This window comes from Variovorax sp. J31P179 (assembly GCF_030316985.1).
In the GTDB taxonomy this organism is placed as follows: domain Bacteria; phylum Pseudomonadota; class Gammaproteobacteria; order Burkholderiales; family Burkholderiaceae_C; genus Variovorax; species Variovorax ginsengisoli_B.
The window spans coordinates 1-22,487 of record NZ_JASZYL010000024.1 but is presented as its reverse complement, the minus strand read 5'-3'; the positions used below and the strand labels follow the sequence as shown (position 1 = coordinate 22,487).

21 protein-coding genes are annotated in these 22,487 nt (G+C 64.8%); 11 read left to right on the top strand and 10 right to left on the bottom strand.

Features of this window, described 5'->3' with window-relative positions; genetic code table 11:
* Positions 1-3 precede the first annotated feature (3 nt).
* From QTI17_RS33150 to QTI17_RS33135, 4 genes are read left to right on the top strand one after another with little or no spacing between them, the layout of a single operon-like run.
* On the top strand, positions 4-1,506 hold the full coding sequence (locus QTI17_RS33150; RefSeq protein WP_286538292.1) for a hydroxymethylglutaryl-CoA lyase-like TIM-barrel protein: 1,503 nt from the start codon (positions 4-6) through the stop codon (positions 1,504-1,506).
* Complete coding sequence (gene phaZ / locus QTI17_RS33145; protein ID WP_286538289.1) at positions 1,503-2,372, top strand: poly(3-hydroxyalkanoate) depolymerase; 870 nt, start codon at positions 1,503-1,505, stop codon at positions 2,370-2,372. Before QTI17_RS33150 ends, phaZ begins: the two co-directional genes overlap by 4 nt.
* Positions 2,373-2,391: 19 nt before the next feature.
* A complete protein-coding gene (locus tag QTI17_RS33140) occupies positions 2,392-2,874 on the top strand; it encodes a MaoC family dehydratase (RefSeq protein WP_286538286.1) in 483 nt (160 codons plus the stop codon).
* Positions 2,875-2,883: 9 nt separating this feature from the next.
* Entirely contained in the window at positions 2,884-4,689 is a 1,806-nt protein-coding gene (locus tag QTI17_RS33135) for an alpha/beta fold hydrolase (RefSeq protein WP_286538284.1), read from the top strand.
* A gap of 7 nt (positions 4,690-4,696) precedes the next feature.
* Here QTI17_RS33135 and QTI17_RS33130 read toward each other — a convergent pair whose 3' ends face one another.
* The 8 genes from QTI17_RS33130 to QTI17_RS33095 form a co-directional block, all read right to left on the bottom strand.
* The gene (locus QTI17_RS33130) at positions 4,697-5,293 is read right to left on the bottom strand and encodes a DUF502 domain-containing protein (protein ID WP_286538281.1); all 597 of its coding nucleotides are present in this window, start codon (positions 5,291-5,293) and stop codon (positions 4,697-4,699) included.
* A gap of 72 nt (positions 5,294-5,365) precedes the next feature.
* Positions 5,366-6,640, bottom strand: coding sequence for a branched-chain amino acid ABC transporter substrate-binding protein (locus QTI17_RS33125; RefSeq protein ID WP_503011159.1), 1,275 nt, complete (start codon positions 6,638-6,640; stop codon positions 5,366-5,368).
* Positions 6,641-6,643: 3 nt separating this feature from the next.
* Positions 6,644-7,630 carry a Bug family tripartite tricarboxylate transporter substrate binding protein gene (locus QTI17_RS33120; protein WP_286538279.1) on the bottom strand — a complete coding sequence of 329 codons (987 nt, stop codon included), beginning with the start codon at positions 7,628-7,630 and terminating at the stop codon, positions 6,644-6,646.
* A 497-nt stretch (positions 7,631-8,127) separates the two neighbouring features.
* Complete coding sequence (locus tag QTI17_RS33115) at positions 8,128-8,742, bottom strand: carbonic anhydrase (protein WP_286538278.1); 615 nt, start codon at positions 8,740-8,742, stop codon at positions 8,128-8,130.
* A gap of 42 nt (positions 8,743-8,784) precedes the next feature.
* Positions 8,785-9,816 (bottom strand): YeiH family protein, encoded by a 1,032-nt coding sequence (locus QTI17_RS33110; RefSeq protein ID WP_286538277.1) that lies wholly within the window; start codon positions 9,814-9,816, stop codon positions 8,785-8,787.
* Entirely contained in the window at positions 9,813-11,126 is a 1,314-nt protein-coding gene (locus tag QTI17_RS33105; RefSeq protein WP_286538276.1) for an MFS transporter, read from the bottom strand. Before QTI17_RS33105 ends, QTI17_RS33110 begins: the two co-directional genes overlap by 4 nt.
* Positions 11,127-11,175: 49 nt before the next feature.
* Positions 11,176-12,768, bottom strand: coding sequence for an acyl-CoA carboxylase subunit beta (locus QTI17_RS33100; RefSeq protein WP_286538274.1), 1,593 nt, complete (start codon positions 12,766-12,768; stop codon positions 11,176-11,178).
* A 13-nt stretch (positions 12,769-12,781) separates the two neighbouring features.
* Complete coding sequence (locus tag QTI17_RS33095) at positions 12,782-13,009, bottom strand: biotin/lipoyl-binding carrier protein (RefSeq protein WP_286538273.1); 228 nt, start codon at positions 13,007-13,009, stop codon at positions 12,782-12,784.
* A gap of 210 nt (positions 13,010-13,219) precedes the next feature.
* On the opposite strand from QTI17_RS33095, the gene QTI17_RS33090 reads away from it, so the two are divergent.
* The 6 genes from QTI17_RS33090 to QTI17_RS33065 are packed head-to-tail and all read left to right on the top strand — an operon-like array spanning position 13,220 to position 19,221.
* Entirely contained in the window at positions 13,220-13,654 is a 435-nt protein-coding gene (locus tag QTI17_RS33090; RefSeq protein WP_286538271.1) for a Zn-ribbon domain-containing OB-fold protein, read from the top strand.
* Positions 13,655-13,667: 13 nt separating this feature from the next.
* Complete coding sequence (locus QTI17_RS33085) at positions 13,668-15,212, top strand: class I adenylate-forming enzyme family protein (RefSeq protein ID WP_286538270.1); 1,545 nt, start codon at positions 13,668-13,670, stop codon at positions 15,210-15,212.
* 11 nt (positions 15,213-15,223) lie between these two features.
* A complete protein-coding gene (locus tag QTI17_RS33080; RefSeq protein ID WP_286538269.1) occupies positions 15,224-16,396 on the top strand; it encodes a thiolase C-terminal domain-containing protein in 1,173 nt (390 codons plus the stop codon).
* Between the two features lie 14 nt (positions 16,397-16,410).
* The gene (locus tag QTI17_RS33075; RefSeq protein WP_286538268.1) at positions 16,411-17,208 is read left to right on the top strand and encodes an enoyl-CoA hydratase/isomerase family protein; all 798 of its coding nucleotides are present in this window, start codon (positions 16,411-16,413) and stop codon (positions 17,206-17,208) included.
* 40 nt (positions 17,209-17,248) lie between these two features.
* On the top strand, positions 17,249-19,045 hold the full coding sequence (locus tag QTI17_RS33070; protein ID WP_286538341.1) for an acyl-CoA dehydrogenase: 1,797 nt from the start codon (positions 17,249-17,251) through the stop codon (positions 19,043-19,045).
* 23 nt (positions 19,046-19,068) lie between these two features.
* Positions 19,069-19,221, top strand: coding sequence for a thiolase C-terminal domain-containing protein (locus QTI17_RS33065; RefSeq protein ID WP_286538267.1), 153 nt, complete (start codon positions 19,069-19,071; stop codon positions 19,219-19,221).
* A 19-nt stretch (positions 19,222-19,240) separates the two neighbouring features.
* Here the strand turns inward: QTI17_RS33065 and QTI17_RS33060 are convergent, their stop codons facing one another.
* Positions 19,241-19,999, bottom strand: coding sequence for a GntR family transcriptional regulator (locus QTI17_RS33060; protein ID WP_286538266.1), 759 nt, complete (start codon positions 19,997-19,999; stop codon positions 19,241-19,243).
* A 266-nt stretch (positions 20,000-20,265) separates the two neighbouring features.
* Between QTI17_RS33060 and QTI17_RS33055 the strand changes: the two genes are divergently transcribed.
* Positions 20,266-21,732: a patatin-like phospholipase family protein gene (locus tag QTI17_RS33055; protein ID WP_286538264.1), complete on the top strand. Its 1,467-nt coding sequence runs from the start codon at positions 20,266-20,268 to the stop codon at positions 21,730-21,732.
* Positions 21,733-21,841: 109 nt separating this feature from the next.
* Here the strand turns inward: QTI17_RS33055 and QTI17_RS33050 are convergent, their stop codons facing one another.
* Positions 21,842-22,174: a hypothetical protein gene (locus QTI17_RS33050; RefSeq protein WP_286538263.1), complete on the bottom strand. Its 333-nt coding sequence runs from the start codon at positions 22,172-22,174 to the stop codon at positions 21,842-21,844.
* Between the last annotated feature and the right edge of the window lie 313 nt (positions 22,175-22,487).

The following is a 22,487-nucleotide window of genomic DNA, read 5'->3' as shown; positions in this document are numbered from 1 at the left end:
ACCATGCTCGAACATCTCAAGAAACTCGTTGCCGCGGAAACCGCGCGCACCGGCAAGCGCCGCACGATCCACCTGACCGACGACACGCTGCGCGACGGCCAGCAATGCCTGTGGGCCACCCGCATGCGCACCGAGCACATGCTGCCAATCGCCGAACGCATGGACCGCGCCGGTTTTGTCTCGATGCAGGCGATCGCGCTGGTGCAGTTCGATGCCAGCGTGCTGTTCCTGAACCAGGACCCGTTCGAGCGCATCCGCCTGCTGCGCGAGCGGATCAGGCACACACCGATGCGTGCCGCCATACGCAGCAACCTGATGCGCGGCTTCTTTCCGGTGGCCGACGACATTACCGACCTCTTCGTCGAGAGGCAGATCGCCAATGGCATTCGCGAAATCGCAGTCTTCGACGCCCTACTGTGCAACGAGAACCTCGCTTCGAGCATTGGCACCGCGCAGCGGCTCGGTGCCGACGTGACCCTTGGACTCGGCTACAACATAGCGCCCGGCTATGACGACGCCCTGTATGTCAACAAGGCACGCGAAGGCGTGGAACGGTTCGGAGTGCGGACCGTGATGTTGGCCGACGCGGCTGGCATCCTGACGATTGATCGGGTGCGCACCTTGGTGCCGGCGATCAAGCAGGCGATCGGCGATCGCGCGCGGCTGGAATTCAACACCCATTGCCTCACCGGACTCGGGCCTTGGCTCGCCATCGAGGCCGCAGTGCATGGCGCCGACAGCATCCTGACAGCTGTGGACCCCCTCGCCAACGGCAACTCACTGCCGGCCAGCCAGATGATCGCGCGCAACTTGCGCGAGATCGGCTTCGACGTAGAGGTGAACGACGGCCTGCTGGACGAAGTCGGTGAGTACTTCGGCGCACTGGCCGAGCGTGAGGATCAACCGGTCGGGGTTCCTGCCGAGTACGAACCGAGCCACTACATCACCCAGTACGCCGGCGGCGCCATGAGCAACCTGGAATCCCAGCTCAAGCTTGCCGGAATGACAGACAAGATGTCGGCGGTGTTGGAAGAGATCGGACGGGTGCGCGTGGAACTCGGCTCGCCGATCATGGTCACGCCCTATCCAGCAATAGTCTCGGCGCAAGCGGTGATGAATGTGCTCAACGGCGAGCGGTACAAAGTCGTGCCGGACGAAGTGAAGAAGTACGTTTGCGGCTATTTCGGTGACCTGCCGCTGCCGGTGGATGCAAACGTAAAGGACAAGATCATCGCCAACGGATCGAAGGACGTGGCCCTCGCGCCATCCGCCATCGAACCCGTTCTGCCAGGACTGCGTCAGCGCTACAAGGGCATCGGCGACGATGAACTGCTGCTGCGCTATATGTACGGCGACGAGAAGATCAACGCGCTGAAGCCAACGGCCACGGGCGACCGCTACAGCCTTCGCCACCCCGTGGTCGACCTCGTCGACGGTCTTGCCCGCAGCGAGAGCAAGGCGCACATTCAGATGTCCGGCAGCGGCTTTTCATTGAGCGCGAATTGAAATACGGTTCCGCGCAAGGTGCGACGCGTCGTAGCCAGGCCGCCAAGGCGGCGGGCCCGTTCGCCATCGAGACGATGAATCTCGGCACGGCCACAGATCCCCTCTTCGTGCGCGTCGGTCGCCAGGCCGGCAATGGCAAGGGGGTGCCCCTGCTTCTGTTCAACGGCATCGGCGGCAACATCGAGCTGCTCGCGCCACTTGCCGAAAAAATGCCAGAGCGCGAGATCGTCATCTTCGACATCCCGGGTGTCGGCCAGTCGCAGATGCCGAAATGCCCCTATCGACTCGGCGGCATCGCGCGGATCGCCACACAGATCCTGGACCAGCTCGGCATCGGGCAGGTCGACGTGTTGGGCGTCTCCTGGGGCGGCGCCGCTGCGCAGGAATTCGCCCACAGTTGCCGCCAGCGCTGCCGCCGGCTCATCCTCTGTGCGACCGCAGCTGGCATGGTGATGATTCCCGCCAAGCCTGCCGTGCTCTGGAAGATGGCGACGCCCAAGCGCTACATCGACGCGAAGTACTCGCAGCGCATCAGCGGCGACATCTATGGCGGCGATTTCCGCACCAACCCGGCGTTGGGCGCCGGACTTTTCCGTCACGTCAAGTGGAAATCGAAACTCGGCTACTACCTGCAGTTGGTCGCGGTCGCGGGCTGGACCAGCATTCTCTGGCTTCCCGGACTCACTCAACCCACGCTGCTGATGGCAGGCGCGGATGACCCTCTTGTGCCGCTGGCCAACGCGAAGCTTATGCACATGCTGATCCGCAAGTCGGAGCTCAAGGTCTTCGACTGCGGGCATCTTTTTCTGGTGAGCCGCACGGACGAGTCCGTCACGGCCATCCGCGCCTTCCTGGACAAGCCCTGAGCGCGACAGGCATGTACCCATGAGCACTACAGACATCAGCATCGACTCCCTTGCCGCTCGCATCGGGCAGCGCATCGGCTCGTCGTCGTGGATCACCCTCGACCAGGGGCGCATCGACGAGTTCGCTCGATGCACGGAGGATTCGCAATGGATTCACGTGGACGTGGATCGCGCGACGGCGGAAAGCCCCTTCGGCGGCACCATCGCCCACGGCTTCCTGACCTTGTCGCTGTTGGCACCGACGATTTTCGAAGTCCTGATCTCGCACTTGCGGCTCAAGCAGGCGGTGAACTACGGCCTTGAGAAGGTGCGCTTCATCGCACCTGTGCGCGCCGGCAAGCGGGTGCGTAATCACATCAGCGTTGTGGCGCTTGAGGACAAAGGCAAAGGCCGTTACCTGCTCACCATCGAGAACTCGATGGAGATCGAGGGCGAGGACAAGCCCGCCCTACGGGCGCATTCCATGGTCATGCTGATCGCCCGACCCCCTGAAAAGAACTAGGAGACAAGAATGCCGGCAAATACGGCAGGCGCTGCGAAGACAGCCCTGAAGAAAAAGACCCCACCCGCGAAGTCGGCGAAGCGCCGCCTGGGCGCATCGCCCGACCGGGGGGCGGTGATCAACGAACTCAGCGACTTGGTCGCACGCGCCAGCGAGAACACGCTGGTACCCAACCCGCTCCTCGGGCTGCGCGCGGCCGATTTCGCGGAGGCCACCCAATCGCTGCTCAAGCTTGCCACGGTGTCCCCAGGCGCCACGGTCGGTTCCCTCGCAAAGTACGCGAAGGCGCTGGGCAAGATCGTGCAAGGAAAGTCGGATCTGGCGCCGGACCCCAAGGACCGGCGCTTCGCCGATCCTGCCTGGCAAGGCAATTTCGCCTACAAGCGGTTGATGCAGAACTACCTGCTTACGCACAACGAGTTCAATAACCTGATCGCGGGGTCCAAGCTGGGCGAGCGCGAAAAGGGCCAGGCGCAATTCCTCACCGCACTCGTGACCGACGCCCTGGCGCCCAGCAACTGGCTCGCAGGCAACCCCGCGGCGGTGCGCAAGGTCGTCGATACCGGCGGCGCAAGCGTCGTGGAAGGCCTCAAGAACCTCGTTCATGACATGCGGCACAACCATATGATGCCGATGCAGGTGGACAGCACGCCGTTCAAGATCGGCGAGAACATGGCCACCTCGCCCGGCCAGGTCGTGTATCGCAGCGAGACGTTCGAGTTGATCCAATACACGCCCAACACGGCACAGGTGTATCGGCGCCCGCTGGTCATGGTGCCGCCGCAGGTCAACAAGTTCTACGCCGTCGACCTGACGCCGGAAAAGAGCCTCGTGAAGTGGGCGGTGGACAGCGGTATACAGATGTTCATGGTGAGTTGGCGCAACCCCACGGCGGAACATCGCGACTGGGACCTCGAGCACTACGCGATGGCTGTGGACGAGGCGGTCGACGTGGCGCGTCAGATCACGGGCAGCCCCGACGTGAACATGTGGGGTTCCTGCTCAGGCGGGATGACACTTGCGGGTTATCTGGGCTGGCTCGCTGGCGCTCGCCAGGGCAAAGAGGCCGCCAAGGTGGCCAACGTGTCGTGGGCCGTTTGCGTGCTCGACGGTGCCGGCGCGATGAAGGAGACCACGCTTGGCTTGTTCAACTCGCCCGCGGCGGTGCGCGCCGCACGGGCCCGCTCACGCAGCAAGGGCGTGATCGAGGGCTCGGAGCTGGCGGCGATGTTCGCGTGGCTAAGGCCCAACGACCTGATCTGGAACTACTGGGTCAACAACTATCTGCTCGGCAACAAGCCGCCGGCCTTCGACATCCTGGCCTGGAACGCGGACACCACGCGGCTGCCGGCGAAGTTTCATTCGGACCTCCTGGACATCATGGAGAAGAACCCGTACGTCCAGCCGGGCGCCATGACCATCCGGGGCGTTCCGATCGATCTTTCGAAGGTGAAGATCGGCGCCTACGTGATCGGCGGGCTCACCGATCACATCACGCCCTGGAAGAGTTGCTATGGCACGGCGCGCCTGTTCGGCGAAGACTCAACCTTCGTGCTGGCCAATGCTGGCCACCTGCAAAGCTTGATCAATCCTCCCGGAGCGCCCAAGGCATTCTTCTCGACCGCACCAAGCAGCCAGGCCGATGCCGATGAATGGGCCAAGTCGGCGGTACGCCAGGAAGGCAGTTGGTGGCCACACTGGCGCGCGTGGGTGCAAGAGCGCTCGGGCGACCGAGTCGACGCGCCCAGCAAGCCCGGCTCGCGTGTGCATCGGCCGCTGTGCGCGGCGCCCGGTGCGTACGTGCTGGAGCGTTGAAGCTCTCTCAAATTCGCTTGTCTTGCACCTTCATGGCCGCCACGAGATCCTTGGATCCGGCGCCCCAGCGGGAGATCGTCCGGATGGCTTGTGCAAAAGGAACGTCCAGCGGATGCACCCGCTTGCGATCGAGGATGTGCACCGCGCCGGCCAACGGGGTCGGCACGGACGGCACGAAGACCGTGCACCGCCCGTCGTCGAGCTCTTCGACGACGAAGGCGGGCACCAGCGCCTCGTCGAACTCGACCAGCGCCGGCTTCCACGCGTCCTCCTCGCTCTGCTCCGCCATGCGCTGCGTCAGCGTCCGGAAGAGCGCATAGCCGGGCACGCGCTGAAACAGGCTCCTTTCGAGACGCCCTCGTTCAGCGCGCCCCACCGGCGTGCTGATCAGGATGCCCACCCCCAAACACACAACGAGCACGAGCAGGAGCGACATCAGGTTGCCCGCCGGCAGCCATGACGGCAGCATGGCGGCGATTGGATGCACGATCGTGACAAGCGACTGTCCGACCTTGAGCAGCAACAGGACGGAAAGATAGAGGGGGACAACGACGATTGCGCCGGCTGTCAAAACTTTCAGAAGATAGTTCCCGAAATGCTTCATGGCGTGGGGCTTCCTCGTTTGATCCTCAGGTCGGCCCGCAATCGGTGCCGAATGCGCCGGCTTAGCGCCGCTTCAGGCCGAACGGCTCATCCTGCAGCGGGTTGGGATTTCGGTGCGGCTGGCCGGGATCGTCTTCACAACGCGGAAGCCGTAGCCCGATCCCTCGACATCGAACTTCACGCCGGGCGTGCCCTGCTTGTCCATGACACCGACGACCAGCGTCTGGTGGAACTGGTGATCGTCGGCACGCATGTGCCCGCTTTGGCCCGCGAGCGTGACATTCGCCTCCTCGAGCGCTCGTGCGATGGCCACGGTATCGACACTGCCGGCCTTGTCGATCGCCTGCGCAAGCGCCTCGACCAGTAGCTGCATGCGCATATGGACATAGTCGTCCGACGCCTTCGGAAAGCGCGCGCGGAAGGACTGATAGAACGCCTCCGACTGCGGTGTCTGCACATTGGGCAACCAGTCCGCCACCGCCACTACGCGGCCGATGCCGGCGTCGCCGATCGCGGCAGGGGCACCGAGCGCGTTGCCGTAGAAGGTGTAGAAGCTGCCATTGAAACCGGCTTCGCGCGCCGCCTTGACCAGCAGCGTGAGGTCGTTGCCCCAATTTCCAGTGATCACGGCCTGCGCGCCGCTTGCCATGATCTTTGTCGCGTACGGCGCGAAATCTTTCACGCGTCCCATCGGGTGGAGTTCTTCACCGACGATCTGGACGTCTGGCCGAAACTCGCCCAATTGCCGCTTCGATTCGCGCAGAACCGACTGGCCGAAGCTGTAGTCCTGGCCGATCAGGTAGACGCGCTGCAGCGACTTGTCTTCCTGAAGCACCTGCATCAGCGCGGTGACCCGCATGTCGGCATGGGCGTCGAAGCGAAAGTGCCAGAAGCTGCAGCGCTCGTTGGTGAGCGCCGGATCGACCGCAGAGTAGTTGAGAAACAGCATCCGCTTCGAAGGATCGCGCTCGTTGTTCTTCTCGATGGCGTCTATCAGCGCGGCGGCGGTCGCCGAAGAGTTGCCTTGCAGCACGATGCGCGCGCCGTCGTCCATCGCGGCGCGCAAGGCGGAGAGGGCCTCTTCGTTCTGCCCCTTGCTGTCGTAGCGGTCCAGCTGCAGAAAGCGCGCACCGCCCGGCAGCTTCACGCCACCCCTTGCATTGATGCGCTCGACAGCCCACAGCAGATTGCGAAACACCGCTTCTCCGGTGTTGGCGAAGGGACCGCTCATGCTTTCGATCAGCGCGAGCCGGATCGGCGCCTGCGGCTGTCCGACGGCGGGAACGGCCATCGTCGCGCCAATAGCGGCGATGGCGAATGTGAGCGCCCTTCGGCGCATCGTGTCCATGGCTCACTCGGGCTTGAAGTCGATCGACTTCAGCACGGCGCCGACCCGTTCGTAATCGGAGCGCAGCGATTTCGTCAGCTCATCCGGCGTTCGCGGCTGGCCCACCTCAAGGCCGAAGTCCTTCAAGCGCTCGCGCGTCGTCGGCTGTGCCATCACCTTCAGCGCAGCTTCGCGCAGCCGGGTCTGCGCCGCGACCGGGACGTCGGGCGTGACCCACAAGCCTTGCCAGCCGAGAGCCTCCAGCTGCGGGTAGCCAAGCTCGGTGAAGGTCGGCACATTTGGCAGCAGCGGCGAGCGCTGGGGCAGGCTGACGGCGTAGGGCACGATCTTGCCGGCCTTGATGAGCGGGATCGAAGTCGGGATCCCGTCGAACATGAGCGGAATGTGCCCACCCATCACGTCTGCCAGCGCAGGGGTCGACCCCTTGTAGCCGACATGCGTCATATCGATGCCTGCAGCCTTGTTCAGTTGCAGACCCATCACGTGAGACAGGGTGCCGGCGCTGTACGAGGCGTAGCTCACCTTGCCCGGATTGGCCTTCGCGTAGGCGATAACTTCGGCCAGGTTCTTCGCCGGCACCGACGGATTGCCCACCATCACGAGCCCGCCGCGCGCCAACTCGGCAATCGGCTTGATCTCCTTGGACATGTCGATGCGCAGCTTAACGATATGCGGAATCTCGCTGACCAGCGCATTGAGCGCAATGAGTACCGTGTTGCCATCGTGCGGCGCTTGCATCAGATCATTGACCGCGACCGCGCCGCCGGCACCGGGCTTCGGGTCGACGATTACCGGCTGGTTCAGTTCCTTCTGCAAGCCATCCGCAAAAAGGCGGGCCACCATGTCGGTGGTCGCTCCGGCCGGTCCGGCGGCGATGACGCGAAGCGGCTTCTCGGACGGGGCCTGAGAGAACGCGGCAGGCGCAGCCAACACGGCAAGGGCGGCGGCAAGGGCGGCGCCGAGGGTGCGGCGGTGAAAGTGGGAGTTCATGTGTAGGTCCTGCTGTCTTCAATGGTGGATTCGCGTTTAGGGCCGCCGCCCCGCACGGGGGCTGGTAGGCGCTGTCGTCTAAGTGAAATAGTATCGTTATTTCTTATTGTTGACATTAGTATATTCACCGATTCGATGCCGCCTCTGCTCGCCAACGCCAGGGCCCCGCGGCGACGAGCCGGCGCGAGGTTTCGGCGGACGCGGCCCGCCGTACCATCGGCGGCTATCGGATTGGAGAATCGCCTGCGTTCCGAAGGACCAGGGTTCCGCTAGCGTGCAGGGGTCAGCGGCCAAGCCCCGCAGTCGGTCAGATTGCGGCCCTGGGCACGCGCCGCCGCGCGGGCCGCCAGCGCCCAACTGCAGGCATGAATCGAAACGCCCCCATGCGTGCCGCGAGTTCGCGGAGAGGCCAGCGGCGTACGCGCTGCCCGTCTAGGGGCTGTCGCACAGGTCGAGGGGACCGTGTTTCGACCGGCTTCTCTGCCCCTCAACCAGAGCTAGTCCTCAAGGAACTCGACCCGGCCGGTTTCCAGCGAGTACTCGGCGCCGACCACGCGCAACTGCCCGACTTCGATAAGGCGCTCGAGGATCTTCGACCCCTGGCGCAACTGCCCGACGGACTGGCGCACATTCGCTCGAACGCTTTCCCGGATCAGGGTGTCCCGGTTGTATCCGGGCTCCGGCGCCAGCAGGCCACTCACTGCCGGCTCAATGCGCTCGGCAATGAAGCGCAGGTGCGGAGAGCGGGCCTCGACGGGGCGCCGCAACCGCTCCAAAGTTCCGAGGATCGCGCCGCAATGTGTGTGCCCCAACACCACGACCAACGGTGTACCGAATTCGGCTGCGGCGAACTCGACGCTGCCCAGTTGCGAAGCGGCGACGATGTTGCCGGCGACACGGATGACGAACAGATCACCTAGGTCCTGGTCGAATACGATCTCGACCGGCACGCGTGAATCGGAGCAGCCGATGATGATCGCAAACGGTTTCTGCGCGAAGTTTGTCTTGGCGCTGCGCATGCGCCGCAGAAACGTTTCGCCGCTATGGACCTCCGACGCAAAGCGCTCGTTTCCTTCCCGCAGTCGCTGCAGTGCTTCCTGTGAATTTGTCATGAACGGCCTTTCATTTCGAGGAGATTTTTCGAACAAGCGGCCTCAGCGGGCCAGGTAGATGAAGACGGTTGCCAGCATCGCGAGGAACGCGGTCTCGCTCACCATCAGCACGATCGGCTTGAAACCCACGGTCGCGAAATCCTTCAGATGCGACTTCATTCCGATCGCCGCCATCGAGATCACCAGTAGCCAGGTCGAAAGCGTCTGCAGCGTGTGCTGCACCACCGGTGGAATCAGGCCGGCGCTGTTGACGGCAACGAGCAGCGCGAACGCCACCACGAACCAGGGCAGCAACGGCGGCTTTTTCGTGCCGGCCGGTCCGGCGACATGGTGCTTGCGGTACGACAGCGTGATGACCAGGATCACCGGCAGCAGCATCGCGACCCTCAGCAGCTTCACGATGGTCGCGACGTCGCCGGTTTCCTTCGACATGCTGTAGCCCGCCCCGACCACCTGCGCCACGTCGTGGATGGTGCCGCCCAGGAAGACGCCAGCCTGCTCATGGCCGAACCCGAGCGCCGTGACGATCATCGGGTAGAGGACCATAGCGGCCGTGGAGAGCGTGCTGACGCCGATGACCGTGAAGATGGTGGCGCGCTCCTTCACGTTGTCCTCGGGACTGGACGGGATCACCGCGGCGATCGCCATTGCCGCCGAGGCGCCGCAGATGCCCACTGCGCCGCCCGTCAGAACGCCGAACCGGGTTCGATAGCCCAGCATGCGCGCCAGCAGGATGCCAAAGCCGATGGTCAGCGCTACCGAAACCACGACCATCGCGATCGGCATGGCGCCCAGCGCCGCGATCTGCCCGAGCGTGATGCGTACGCCGAGTAGTGCTACGCCGATGCGCAGCAGCGTGCTCGCGGAGAAGCGGATGCCCGGGACGCAGCGGCCTTCGGTCGAAAGGAAGTTCAGCGCCATGCCGAGCAGCAAGGCAAAGAGCATGGCCGACACCCGGTAATGCTCGGCCAGCGAGATGGCAGCGATCGCCACTACCACCGACACCAGGATGCCGTGAAAGTTGGTGCGCGCGGGCGCGCGCCAGCCGGACAATGTCGTAGAGACGTTGTTCATTGGGGCTGCTCGCTTCTAGCCCGGACGCGTGCGGCGTCTGCCTCGTAGCTGCGCGAGGCGAGGACGAAGAAGAATGCCGCCGCCACCGCCATCGCAGGCGCCAATGTCAGCGCAAGCTTCAGGCCGAAGACGTCCGACAGCATGCCTACGATCAGCGGTCCCGGCGCGAGGCCGATCAGGTTGTTCGCCAGGGTCATCGTGGCCGCGACCGTTGCGCGCACGCCGGGGTGGGTGACATCGCAAACGATGGCACTTGAACATCCGCCCTGCGCTGCCGCGAACAAGGCGCCGAGGAAGATCAGACCGAGTCCCAAAGGACCGGGTGGCAACGCGAACGCGGTCATCAGGACCAACGCCGTCAGCAATGAATAGGCGGCCGGCACCAGGGCGCGACGCCGCGGGTGATTGCGGCTCAGCCGGTCAGCCAGGCCACCGCCGAAGACCATGCCAATGCCCGCTGCAAGGACTGCCATGCCGGCCATTAGCCCGGCCTTCTTCACGTCCATGTCGTGGTAACGGCCGAAGTAGGTCGGTAGCCACGCGATCAGCATCGCCGGCATCGCCATTTGCAGCCCGCTTGCAAGGTAGGCAAGATTTCCCGAGCGTGACGCAAACACTTCGCGTGCGAGCTGGGCGAAGCTCAATCGTTTCGGCGTGGCCTCACCCTGGCCCGCGGGGGTCAACGCGACCGTCTTGTAGTCGCGCACGACGAACGGATAGATCAGTGCCAGCACCAGGCCCGGCGCACCCACGACGAAGAAGGCCATGCGCCACCCGGACTGGGCCGCGACCGCGCCCCCGAGGACCACGCCGAGCACCGAGCCGAACAGGCTCGCCGACAGGAAGGCCCCCAGCACCGCGGCTCGCTGCCTGGCGGGAAACACATGGGCCAGCAGTGCGGCCCCCGCGGCACCGTAAGCCGCCTCGCCGAGGCCAACGAAGGCCCGCGCCCACAACAACTGTCCATGACTTTGCGCCAGGCCGCAGGCGATGGTCGCCAAACACCACACGAAAGCCATCAGCGTGATGCTTTTGACCCGCCCCCAACGGTCGGCAACCAGGGAAATCGGCACCACCAGCAGGCCGACGACGAGCGAGACCACGCTCACCAGCATGCCGAGCTGCGAGTATGAGAGCGCCCACTCGGCCTTGATGGCCGGGATGACGGCGCCGATGACCTGTCGCGACAGGTAGTCGGACAGCATCAGGCCGAAGGTGAGCGCGAAGACCACCCAGGCGTAGACGCGCGACCTTCGTGTCGGGTCGGTGGGAAGGGAGATGGCGGCGTTGGCCGGTAGGGAGGGGCTCATGGCAGTTGTCTCTTGAAGTAGTTTCTTGCGGGTCGGACGCGAAGTGCGCTCAGATGTAGGTGGGCCATGAGCGCATCTCGTGCGCGCCGATGCCGCCGTCACGATCGCGGCGGTGGGTGGCGAGCGCGTCGATGAGCCAGGCGCGGGTATGTTGCGGGGCGATCACGACCTGTACACCAAAGGCACCGGCCAGGGCGTAGGCGGAGGTGTCGCGTGCCATCTCGGCCTGGAGTTGGTCGAAGCGCTCCGGGTCGTCGTCGCGCCGGATGCCGTGAAGCACGCTGACCCCGATCTGCGGATCCATGAAGCTGGCGTCGGCGCTCGTCCAGGCCGCCACCTCGTCGCTGTTGCGACCGCCGCCCATGTTGATGTAGGCCTGACCGTAGCTCTTGCGCAGGATCACCGACAGCTTGGGCACGCTGCAGAGCTGCACCGCGTGAATCATGTTCATGATGTGCGCCGGAGCAGCCTTACGCTCGCCTTCGATGCCCACCAGGAATCCAGGCGTGTCGACAAGGAAGAGGACCGGGATATTGAAGGAGTCGCACATCACCAGGAAAGAGGTGACCTTGCGGCAGGCATCCGGATCCATCGCGCCGCCCTTGAACATCGGGTTCGAAGCCACGATGCCGACGCTATCGCCGTTCAGCCGGGCGAGTCCGGTAACTGCCGCGCGACCGAAGCGGTCCTTCAGGTTGAAGAAGCTGCCTTCGTCGACAATGCCCGCGATGACCTTGCGCATGTCGTAGGTCTTGCTGCGCGCAGAGGGCACGAGCTCGAGCAGCTTCTCCCCGTCGGGCGCGACCGCGTCGGCTGCTGGCAGGCTGGGAGGCCGGAGACCCGCGTGCGACGGCAGGTAGCTCAGAAAGCGACGAATTGCCGCCAACGCTTCCTCGTCGCTGCTGACAAATACGTCCACCAGGCCCGTCTGTTCGGCATGCAGCTTCCAGCCGCCGAGCTCCTCGGGGTCCACGGCTTCGCCGATCGCCAGCGACGTGACGCGCGCGCTCGACACCGCAAGGAAGGCGCCCTTGCGCATCACAACGAAGTCGGAAAGACAGGTGTACCAGGTCGATGAACCGAGGCACGGGCCGAGCACGGCGCTGACCCAGGGGATTTCCCTGCGCCGGCAGTACTGTTGCGGGTCTTGGCCAGCTGAAGCCATGGCCTCGGCGCCCAGGCTGTCAGGCACGCGTGAGCCGCTCGATTCGCCGAGGAAGACCAAGGGCATGCCGTTGCGGGTGGCCGTCTCTTTCAGGCGGGCGATCTTGCGCATGTTGACGGCCGAGGACGACGCGCCCATGACCGTCATGTCGTTCGACACCACCGCCACGCGCCGCCCTTCGATGCGGCCGGTGCCGGTGATCTTGGCGTCGGCTGGCGAGGCGTCGCGGTCAGCGGGAAGCACCGAGACGGCGAGCATGCCGGTCTCGCTGAATGTGCCGGCGTCCAGCAGATGGCCGATGCGCTCGCGGGCATTGAGGTGGCCGTTGGCGCGGCGCTTCGCGAGCTTGGCCTCACCACCCATCGCAAGGGCGTCCAGGACGCGGGCATCGAGGTGGGCGCGTTGTTCTTCGTAGCTGGAGAGGCCGGCAGCCACGGCTTTGGCGGCCGTGGGCGCCGGGGTGGACGTGAGGTTCATGCCGACGCCGCGCTCATTCTTCTTCGAAGAGCGCGACTTCCTGGCCCTCGCGCACCGCTGCGCCCTCGGCAATCAGCAGCTCGACGACCCGGCCGCCCTCAGGGGCAACGACCGGAATTTCCATCTTCATGGATTCGAGAACCATGATGGTGTCGTCGGCCTGCAGGGTGTCGCCGGGTTGCACCAGGATCTTCCATACGGTGCCGGTGATTTCGGAGCGAATCTTTGTCTGTGTGGTCATGTTCGGGTGCCTGGGTTAGCCCGACTGCGTGTCGGAGGCACAAACTTTACTCGACATTCGGATTGTTGACAAGAGGAATGTGTCCATGATCTAATTGACCCATTGCAGCAGAGCTGCGCCCACCAGTGCGGACACGTCCGCTCTACCGGAGACAAAACCATGGTTGTTACAGATCGCGAGACGGATAAAAGCCCGGTGCCCCCGGCGCCCTTGCCGATCCCCACCAACGAGACCACGCCCTACTGGCAAGCCGCGCTCGAAGGCCGGCTCAACGTGCAGTACTGCCGCGCCTGCGCTCGCCACCAGTTCTATCCCCGACATTTCTGCACGCAATGCCTGTCGAACGAGATCGAGTGGGTGCAGGCCAGCGGCCGGGGCCGGATCTACACCTACACGGTGTGCCACGTGGCCGCGCACCCTGCTTTCGAATCGCGAGTGCCGTACGCGATCGGAATGATCGAGCTCGACGAGGGCGTGCGCATGCTGGCCGGCATCGTCGGCTCGGACTTCGAGCAACTCGCCATCGGCGCGCCGGTGGAGGTGTGCTTCGAACGCATCAGCAGCGAAATCGCACTGCCGATGTTCCGGCTCACCGCCGGAGACACCCCCGTCAACTCAGGCGCGAACGCTTCAACCCATTTCTGATACCGGAGACAACATGATCATTGATTCCTTCGACGCCGGCGCCACGGCATTTCCCGACCGCACCTTCGTCCAGGGCGGCGACGTGCAAATGAGCTACCGCGAGGCAGAGGACGCATCGCACGCGGTAGCCGCCGCGTTGGTGCGCGACGTTCAGCCAGGCACGCACGTGGCTGTGCTTTCGCCCAACCACCCGATGGTGCTGCCGGCGATGCTGGGCGTGATGCGCAGCGGCGCGGTTTTTGTGCCGCTCAACGCACGCGACTCGATCGAGGACATCGTCTGGTTCGGCGGCTTCTGCGAGATCGCGGTGCTGATCTGCCACGAGCAATACGCGCCGCACCTCGAACGCCTCAAAGCCGAGATCCCGACGCTCAAGCGCATCATCGGCCTGACGGAGCCCCTGGAGAAAAACGGCCAGGACATTGCGCAGTGGGTGAAGAAATTCGCCGGCCAGCGCGTTACCGTGCGGCGCGAAGGTGATGACATCGCGCTCATCAAGTCGTCCGGGGGCACCACGGGCCGCCCGAAGGCGATCATGCAGAGCCACCGCTCGCTCGAGACGGCGTACCGGATCGTCAACCAGTTCATGCCTCCTCGAAAAGACCCAGTGCATCTGGTCGTCGCGCCGCTCACACACGCAGCGGGGGCGACGATGGTCGCGCTGGCACGCTTCGGCGCGCGCAACGTGATCGCGCCCTCAGCCGACCCGGCGGTGATCCTGGAAGCAATCGAGCGCGAGCGCGTGACGCACATCTTCCTGCCGCCCACCATGATCTACCGCCTGCTCGCGCACCCCGATGTGGCCGCGCGCGACTGTTCCTCGCTCGAGTACGTGATGTACGGCGCGGCGCCAATGTCGGTCGACAAGCTTCGCGAGGGCATCGCGCGTTGGGGCCAGGTGTTCATGCAGGGCTACGGACAGTCGGAGGTGCCTGGGGTCATCAGTTGCCTGTCGCGCAAGGATCACTTCGTGCATGGCGACCCCGAGCTTGACAAGCACCTCGCCTCCGCCGGCCGCCCTTCTGGCGCCTGCGAAGTGGCGCTGATGGACGATGCCGGCAACATCGTGCCGACCGGCGAACGCGGCGAGATCGTCGCGCGCGGCGACCTGGTCTCGCCCGGCTACTACAACAACCCCGAGGCCACCGCCGAGGCGCGCGCCTTCGGGTGGCACCACACCGGCGACATCGGCGTGTTCGACGAGAACGGCTTCCTGTATGTGGTGGACCGCAAGAAAGACATGGTGATCTCCGGCGGATTCAACATCTATCCGAGCGAGATCGAGCAGGTGATTTGGGGCCACCCCGCCGTGCAGGACTGCGCGGTGGTCGGCGTACCTGACGCCGACTGGGGCGAACGCCTGACTGCGGTAGTCGAACTTAAGGCCGGGGGAGTTGTCACGGCCGACGAGATCGTCGAGATGTGCAAGAAGCGCTTCGGAAGCCTGAAAACGCCCAAGCAGGTCGAGTTCTGGCCCACGCTGCCGCGCAGCCCCGTGGGCAAGGTGCTGAAAAAGGATGTGCGCGCGCAGCTCGCGGCCTCATCGAAGCAGGCTTGAGAGGGACTGACATGGACCCGAAAGCTCTGAGTGGCCGCTTCGCCATTGCCGGCGTCGGCGAGGCCGGCATGGGCAAGGCCCAGCCCGGCGACACCGCGTTATCCCTGCAATGCGAAGCGGCGCGCCAGGCGATCCTGGACGCGGGGTTGAAGCCCACCGACATCGACGCCGTGTTCGCGCACTGGGACGACCGCGCCGCCGGGCTGCTGGTGACGGAGTACATGGGCCTGACGCCCAGCTATGTCGACACCACCGTGGTCGGCGGGCAATCGAACCTGACCCATATCGTGCACGCGATGGCGGCGATGGAGGCGGGTCTGTGTGACGTGGCGCTGATCACCTATGGCAGCACGCAGCGCCTGGACCGCAGCCGCACGCGCGGGGGGCTGGCTCAGGATGCCCGCTTGCCGACCGGCCAGTTCGTGCAGCCGTACGGCATGCTGAGCCCGATCGGCTTCTACGCGATGCTGGCGCGCCTGCACATGGATCGCTACGGCACGCGAGCCGAAGACCTGGGCGAAGTCGCGCTGGCGGCGAGGCGCTGGGCGCAGCTCAATCCGAACGCCATCGCACGCTCGCCGCTGTCGATGGAAGACTATCTGGCCTCCCCGATGGTCGCCGACCCGCTGCGCAAGCTCGACATCTGCCAGGTGACCGACAGCGCCGGCGCCGTGGTGCTGGTTCGGGCCGAGCGCGCAAAAGACCTCCCTCGCAAGCCGGTGCTGGTGCAGGGTTTCGCCGAACGCTACATCCAGCACGCCACGCCCTTCGGCACCGACGACTGGATCGACAACGGCGTGCTCGCCGAAATGGGCCAGCTGGCGCTGGAACGCGCGGACCTGACTCGTGACGAGATCGACCTCGTGCAGATCTACGACGCCTTCACGATCAACGTGCTGGTCGGTCTTGAACAACTGGGCTTTTGCGGGCCCGGCGAGAGCGGCGCCTTCGTGCGAGGTGGACGCATCGCGCCGGGCGGCGAGTTTGCAATGAACACCTCGGGTGGTGGCCTGTCCTTCAACCACGGTGGCATGTTCGGCATGCCGCTCCTGATCGAGTCGGTGCGCCAGCTGCGCGGCGACTGCGGCGAGCGCCAGGTGCCGAATGCCCGCAACTGCATGGTGCAGGCGGGCGGGCTCGTGATGTCCGCCTACATGGTCATGGTGCTGGGTACGGCGGCCTAACGGAAAGGGATTGAATGAGCAGTTGGACGACAGTCAAAGTCACGGAGATCGATCCGCACGTCAGCGTCCTGACGATGAATCGGCCCGAGCAAAGAAATGCGATCAGCGCGCAAATGGCTGATGAGCTCGAAGCCTGTCTTATCGGCCTGAAGGACAAGCAGGATCTCAGGGCGCTCATCGTCACGGGTGAAGGCACAACTTTCGGGGCGGGTGCGGACCTGAAGGAACGGGCCACCCTCGCCCCCGAGCAGACGCAAAAGGCACGCGACGCGGTGTTGCGATTCATCAAGATGCTCGAGGCGTTCCGGGCGCCCGTGATCGCCATGATCAACGGCCCTGCGATCGCCGGCTCCTTCGAGATTGCATTGGCCTGCGACATCCGCGTTGCCTCGGACCGAGCAATTTTTTCGATGCCCGAGGTGAACACGGTAGGTGCGTTCCCGGGCGCAGGGGGGCCCGTACGGCTGCCCAAGCTGGTGGGCCGCGGCCGCGCGAACTACATTGTCCTGACGGGCCGCAAGTTCTCCGCCGAGGAGGCCTCCGCGTTCGGCCTCGCAGAGCTCGTCGTGCCCCATGCGCGCCTGCTGGATGAAACGTTGACTCTCGCGTGTCAGATTGCTGCCAACAGCCCCGAGGGCGTCAGTGCGGCCAAGCAGCTGATCCTGAAGAGCTGTGATCTGGACCTTCAATCGGGCATGGAGCTCTCGCGCGCCCTCCGCGATCCGATGGATGGCACCGCAGCGGCAACAGAGGGAATCCAGGCATGGGCAGACAACAGGAAGCCGGACTTCGCGGCCCCGAGGCCAGAGTGACACCAAACCGCTACACACTGAAAACGAGAGTGAACACCCGATGAGTGAATACATTGCCCCCCTTCGCGACATGCAGTTCGTGCTGCGCGAGCTCGCACCGATCGATCAAGTGCCAGCACTGCCCGGCTGCGAAGAGGTCTCGCTCGACCTTGCAGAAGCGATCCTCGAGGAAGCCGGCAAGTTCGCCGGCGGTGTGCTGTCGCCGATCAATGCGAGCGGCGACCGCGAAGGCGCACGCTGGCAGGACGGCGAAGTCTTCACGGCCGGCGGATGGAAGGAAGCCTATCGGCAGTTCGTCGACGGTGGCTGGAACGCGCTTTCGTGCGATCCCGCGCACGGCGGCCAGGGCGTGCCGAGGCTGGTCGCGGCGTTGGTCGAGGAAATGCGCAACGCCGCCAACACGTCGTTCGCGTTGTGCCCAATGCTGACCCATGGCGCGATCGAGGCGCTGGAGCTGCGCGCATCGGATGTCTTGAAGCACACCTACCTGCCCAAGATGGTCAGCGGCGAGTGGACCGGTACCATGAACCTGACCGAGCCCCAGGCCGGCTCGGACCTTTCAGCGGTGCGAACGCGCGCTGTTCCCAAGGAAGACGGCAGCTACCGCGTGCACGGCCAGAAGATCTTCATCACCTACGGCGAGCACGACATGACCGAGAACATCGTGCACCTGGTGCTGGCGCGAACGCCGGACGCGCCCGAAGGGGTCAAGGGCATCTCGCTGTTTGTCGTCCCCAAATTCCTCGTCGGCGCGGACGGCAGCCTCGGTGCGCGCAACGACGTGCGCTGCGTGTCGATCGAGCACAAGCTCGGCATTCACGCCAGCCCGACGGCGGTGCTGGCGTTCGGCGACAACGAAGGCGCGATTGGTTGGTTGGTCGGCGAAGAGAACCGCGGCCTCGAAACCATGTTCATCATGATGAACGCCGCTCGCTTCTCCGTCGGGCTCCAGGGCATCGGGCTGGCCGAGCGCGCATACCAGCGGGCGCTCGCCTATTCGCGCGAGCGCACCCAGGGCGTTGAAATCGGCGCCAGCGGGCGCGGCAAGGCCGCGATCATCCGCCACCCGGATGTGCGGCGGATGCTGATGCTGATGAAGTCACGCACTGAGGCGCTGCGCGCCGTCGCCTGCGTGGTCGCGGCTGCGATGGACACCGCAAGTGGCCACGCCGATGCCGCGGAGCGCGCAGGCAGCCAGGCCTTCGTCGACCTAATGATTCCTGTGGTCAAGGGGTGGAGTACCGAGAGCGCCATCGACATCGCATCGCTGGGCGTGCAGATCCACGGCGGCATGGGGTTCATCGAAGAGACCGGCGCCGCGCAGCACCTGCGCGATGCCCGCATCACGACGATCTACGAAGGCACGACCGGCATTCAGGCCGCCGACCTGATCGGACGCAAGATCGCGCGCGACGGCGCCACCGCGATTCGCGAGGTACTCGCGCAGATGCGCGATGTGCAACGCCAGTTGACGGGGAAAGACGATGCGAGGCTGGCCGCCATCGAGGCCACGCTCGGCGAAGGCATTGAGGCGATCGAATGGGCGGTAAGCTTCATTCTCGACAGCTACGGCAGCGACCCGAGGAAGCCGTCGGTCGGCGCGGTTCCCTTCATGGAGTTGCTCGGCATCGTCGCGGGCGGGTGGCAGATGGCACGCGCGGCGCTAATCTCGCATCGGCGCCTGCGCGATGGTGCCGGGGACCCGGCTTTTCATCGCACCAAGCTCGAAACAGCGCGCTTCTATGCCGACCATGTGCTCGCACGCGCGCCGGGCCTGGCGCACACCGTGGTGCACGGTGCGGACAGCGCGCTCGCGGTCGAGGATGACCAGTTCTGAAGCCAGGAGGCGAAAGTCTGGGCATGTTCGGCATGCCGCTGATGATCGAATTGGTGCGCCGGTTGCGCGGCGACTGCGGCGAGCGACAGGTGCCGAATGCCCACAGCTGCCTGTTTCAGGCGGGCGGCCTTGTCATGTCCGCGTACATGGTCATGGTCCTGGGCGCGGCGCCCTGATGGAGGCCAGACCGTGCGATCACGCTTCAGCGGAACCGGTGCCCTGCCGCGCCTCGAGCTGCCTGATCGCCTCGCGCTGGGAATCCTCGATCAGCTTTTCGACCGCCTCGGCAGCCGCATCCACATTGCCGGCTTTCATGGCCTTGTGCATGGACTTCCAGTTGCGCGCCGACTCCTTGCGCCGTGCCGGCGTGGCCAGGCCCAGTTGCGTGTACCGCAGTGTCTGGCGCGACAGCGAAGCAAGAATCTCGGCGAGCCGCTCGTTGGTACAGGACTCGCGCAAGACGCGACTGAGACGAAACGAGATCTGGAAGTATTCTTGGCTTCCGTCCGGGTCCAGAGCGAGCGAATCCAGTGCACGGACGTCGGCGTCGATGACTGCGGCGAGGCGCGCCGCCTCGTCGGCGGAAAGCCGGGCGATCATTGTGGAGGACAGCTTGCGGCGAATCTCGAAGATGTCGGCGACCTCTTTGATCGAGAGCTGCGTCACGTGCGCGCCCCGATTGGGCAGGATGCGGACGACCGAATCCTTTTCCAGGATGCGCAACGCCTCACGCACCGGACCGCGGCTCACCTCGAACTGCTCTGCAAGGGCCTCTTCGCGGATGCGCTCGCCCGGCTCGTACTCGCCGTCGGCGATGGAATTGAAGATCAGCTCTGCGATCTGCTCCGGAAGTGTCTGAAGCTGCCGCAGGGTCGCTTTGGCGCGCGGCGCCGGCACTTCGGTTTCGGTGCGATCAGGCTCGGATTTGGAACTCGCCTTCTTCAGGACATTCATGGGTCTTTGTCGCCATATCAAGATTTTTGAGCTGCCACCCTGAGAGGTGGCAACCCAAGATTGTCAACATACAAAATGTGATCACGTATTAAATCACAAGTCTGTGCTTGCAGGCGTGCGCGGCGGCGGCGCACACGCCGCAGTACTTCCAGCCGGCCTGTGAGCCGTCCACTGAGCAACGGAAGGCTGTGAGACTTGCGGTTACAGTGCCGAACGGCTGGAGTCAAAAACCCGTCGCTCACACTGATCGACTTTCTGGAGAACGCATGGCTGAGTCGCGGATTTCACATTGGGGCCTCGCAGCCTGTGCTTTGTTGCTTGCAGGTTGCGCTACGCGGCCGGTCAATCCACCGATCACTCAAGCAGATCCGAGCAGTGGGTACCGCTTCGAGACTCGCCAGGCCGAGGTCAAGGACAAGGACGCGCTGGTCATCCTGGCCTTCTCGGGCGGCGGCACGCGCGCTGCCGCGTTCTCGTACGGCGCGCTCGAATACCTGCGGCGCACCGAGATCGTCACGCCGAAAGGAAGAGGCCGGCTGATCGACCAGGTCGATGTCATCACCGGCGTGTCGGGCGGCAGCTTCACCGCGCTGGCGTATGGGCTCTACGGCGACAAGCTGTTCGACGACTACGAGCAGCGCTTTCTGAAGCGCGACGTGCAGGGCGCCATCATTTCGCGTTCGCTGAATCCGGGCAACTGGCCCAGGCTGTCGTCGACAGCGTGGGGACGTTCCGAGCTCGCGGCCGAGTTGTACGACGAGGTCCTCTTCAACAACGCCACTTTCGGCGATCTGAACCGGGGCAAAGGGCCGCTCATCCTGGCATCCGCGACCGACATTTCGAGCGGCGCCCGCGTGGTCTTCCAGCAGGGCATGTTCGATGTCCTGTGCTCGGACCTGAACGCCGTGCCGTTGTCGCGCGCAGCCGCCGCCTCGTCGGCGGTGCCGGTGGTGCTGTCGCCAGTCACGCTCAACAACTACGGGGGCACCTGCAACATGACCCCGCCCCCATGGGTGGCGCGGTTCACGGATACAGACAACCCGCCGCGACCAGCCGCGCGCGCGATCCGCTCGCTCAGATCGCTGACCGATTTCACAGACAGTGCCAAGCGGCCCTATATCCATCTCGTGGACGGCGGCGTATCCGACAACGTCGGCATGCGGGGCGTGCTCGACTCCCTGGAGGTCCTGGAGGCGATGCAGGAGGCTGGGTTGCCGACACAGCTCGACAGTGCGAAGCGGATAATTGTCTTCATCGTCAATTCGCTCTCCGTGCCGCCGACGAAATGGGACGAATCCGAGTCGCCACCCGGTAGCGTGGAGATCCTGCTTAAGTCGAGCGGCGTGCCCATCGACCGCTACTCGTTCGAAGCGGTCGAGTTGCTGAGGGACATGGCCGCCCGCTGGAACACGATGCGAAAGATTCGGACGTCCGCGGCGATGGCGGGCAACAAGGACCCTGCCGTCGCAGCCATCACCCGGGGGCCTGACGCCGAGATCTATGCCATCGACGTGTCATTCGCGGCACTCAAGGACAAGGACGAATTGGCCTACCTCAACAAGCAGCCGACCACGTTCGTGTTGCCAGACGAGGCGGTCGATCGGCTGCGCGCTGCGGCCGGGACCATCATGGCAGACTCCCCTGAGTTCAAGCGACTTCTCAAGGACGTGGGCGGCGCGCTCGTTCCGGCCGCGGCCCCCCCAGCAATTGGGCGCCCAGCACCATCGCAGTAAGTGAAACGCTCAAACGGCAGGCCCCGCCTTCGGAGCCCCCGGCGGCATGCAGCCTCCAGGGGGCCGTTCGCTTAGCGGGTCGAGTTCCCCTGCTGGAAATGAATCGGCATCATTGATTGTTGCCGCCGCGGGGGAGCGCCCCGGCCTTGTTCAGTTCGCTATTGGCCGCGCGCCGCTTCTTGCTCGCTTCCTTACGGTCGCTCTGAGCCGGTGTTTCCCTTGCTGTGGGGGTCGACTGCCCTTCAGCGATTTGGGGCCCGCGGGCCGCAGCCGCGCCTTCAGCTTTGCGATCGGCGCGAGCCGCAGAGCGCTCCTGAGACGTGGTCTCTTGCGTTGCCCGCGCCTTCCCCTGGGAAGGATCAACGGTGTTGTTGCCTTGCGCATACGCGGCGACGGCAACCAGCTGCAATGCAGCGAGAGTCAAAGGAGCAAACAAATTCATCGAGGGCCTTCAGGTAAGGTTTCGTCCGGACTGGACGCTGGCAATATACAGCCGCCCTGACCGCCCTCACTGGAAATCATTTTCTGCGTCCGCGTGGTGACACCTTGCGGTGGCAAGGAAATCGGCCCAAGACCGCGCGGGGGCGGCGCGGCGCTTGCGGTCATTGCGTCGCGGCTACAGGCACCGGGCCGATCGCAACGCTTAGGGAAACGCTGATCAATAGGTCGCTGCGGGCACGGCCCGTGCATGCGTGAAGACATCGCAAGTCACAGCACCACCGAGATGAACCAACGCAGTTTTGCCAGCGCCGAGT

Excerpts from the sequence above, each read along its gene's own strand:
- QTI17_RS33060 (WP_286538266.1), bottom strand. The coding sequence starts at position 19,999 with ATGAATGTCCTGAAGAAGGCGAGTTCCAAATCCGAGCCTGATCGCACC.
- QTI17_RS33070 (WP_286538341.1), top strand. The coding sequence starts at position 17,249 with ATGAGTGAATACATTGCCCCCCTTCGCGACATGCAGTTCGTGCTGCGC.
- QTI17_RS33085 (WP_286538270.1), top strand. The coding sequence starts at position 13,668 with ATGATCATTGATTCCTTCGACGCCGGCGCCACGGCATTTCCCGACCGC.
- QTI17_RS33080 (WP_286538269.1), top strand. The coding sequence starts at position 15,224 with ATGGACCCGAAAGCTCTGAGTGGCCGCTTCGCCATTGCCGGCGTCGGC.
- QTI17_RS33150 (WP_286538292.1), top strand. The coding sequence starts at position 4 with ATGCTCGAACATCTCAAGAAACTCGTTGCCGCGGAAACCGCGCGCACC.
- QTI17_RS33100 (WP_286538274.1), bottom strand. The coding sequence starts at position 12,768 with ATGAACCTCACGTCCACCCCGGCGCCCACGGCCGCCAAAGCCGTGGCT.
- QTI17_RS33135 (WP_286538284.1), top strand. The coding sequence starts at position 2,884 with ATGCCGGCAAATACGGCAGGCGCTGCGAAGACAGCCCTGAAGAAAAAG.
- QTI17_RS33130 (WP_286538281.1), bottom strand. The coding sequence starts at position 5,293 with ATGAAGCATTTCGGGAACTATCTTCTGAAAGTTTTGACAGCCGGCGCA.
- QTI17_RS33115 (WP_286538278.1), bottom strand. The coding sequence starts at position 8,742 with ATGACAAATTCACAGGAAGCACTGCAGCGACTGCGGGAAGGAAACGAG.
- QTI17_RS33050 (WP_286538263.1), bottom strand. The coding sequence starts at position 22,174 with ATGAATTTGTTTGCTCCTTTGACTCTCGCTGCATTGCAGCTGGTTGCC.
- QTI17_RS33140 (WP_286538286.1), top strand. The coding sequence starts at position 2,392 with ATGAGCACTACAGACATCAGCATCGACTCCCTTGCCGCTCGCATCGGG.
- QTI17_RS33055 (WP_286538264.1), top strand. The coding sequence starts at position 20,266 with ATGGCTGAGTCGCGGATTTCACATTGGGGCCTCGCAGCCTGTGCTTTG.
- QTI17_RS33095 (WP_286538273.1), bottom strand. The coding sequence starts at position 13,009 with ATGACCACACAGACAAAGATTCGCTCCGAAATCACCGGCACCGTATGG.
- QTI17_RS33125 (WP_503011159.1), bottom strand. The coding sequence starts at position 6,640 with ATGGACACGATGCGCCGAAGGGCGCTCACATTCGCCATCGCCGCTATT.
- QTI17_RS33120 (WP_286538279.1), bottom strand. The coding sequence starts at position 7,630 with ATGAACTCCCACTTTCACCGCCGCACCCTCGGCGCCGCCCTTGCCGCC.
- QTI17_RS33110 (WP_286538277.1), bottom strand. The coding sequence starts at position 9,816 with ATGAACAACGTCTCTACGACATTGTCCGGCTGGCGCGCGCCCGCGCGC.
- QTI17_RS33105 (WP_286538276.1), bottom strand. The coding sequence starts at position 11,126 with ATGAGCCCCTCCCTACCGGCCAACGCCGCCATCTCCCTTCCCACCGAC.
- QTI17_RS33065 (WP_286538267.1), top strand. The coding sequence starts at position 19,069 with ATGTTCGGCATGCCGCTGATGATCGAATTGGTGCGCCGGTTGCGCGGC.
- QTI17_RS33075 (WP_286538268.1), top strand. The coding sequence starts at position 16,411 with ATGAGCAGTTGGACGACAGTCAAAGTCACGGAGATCGATCCGCACGTC.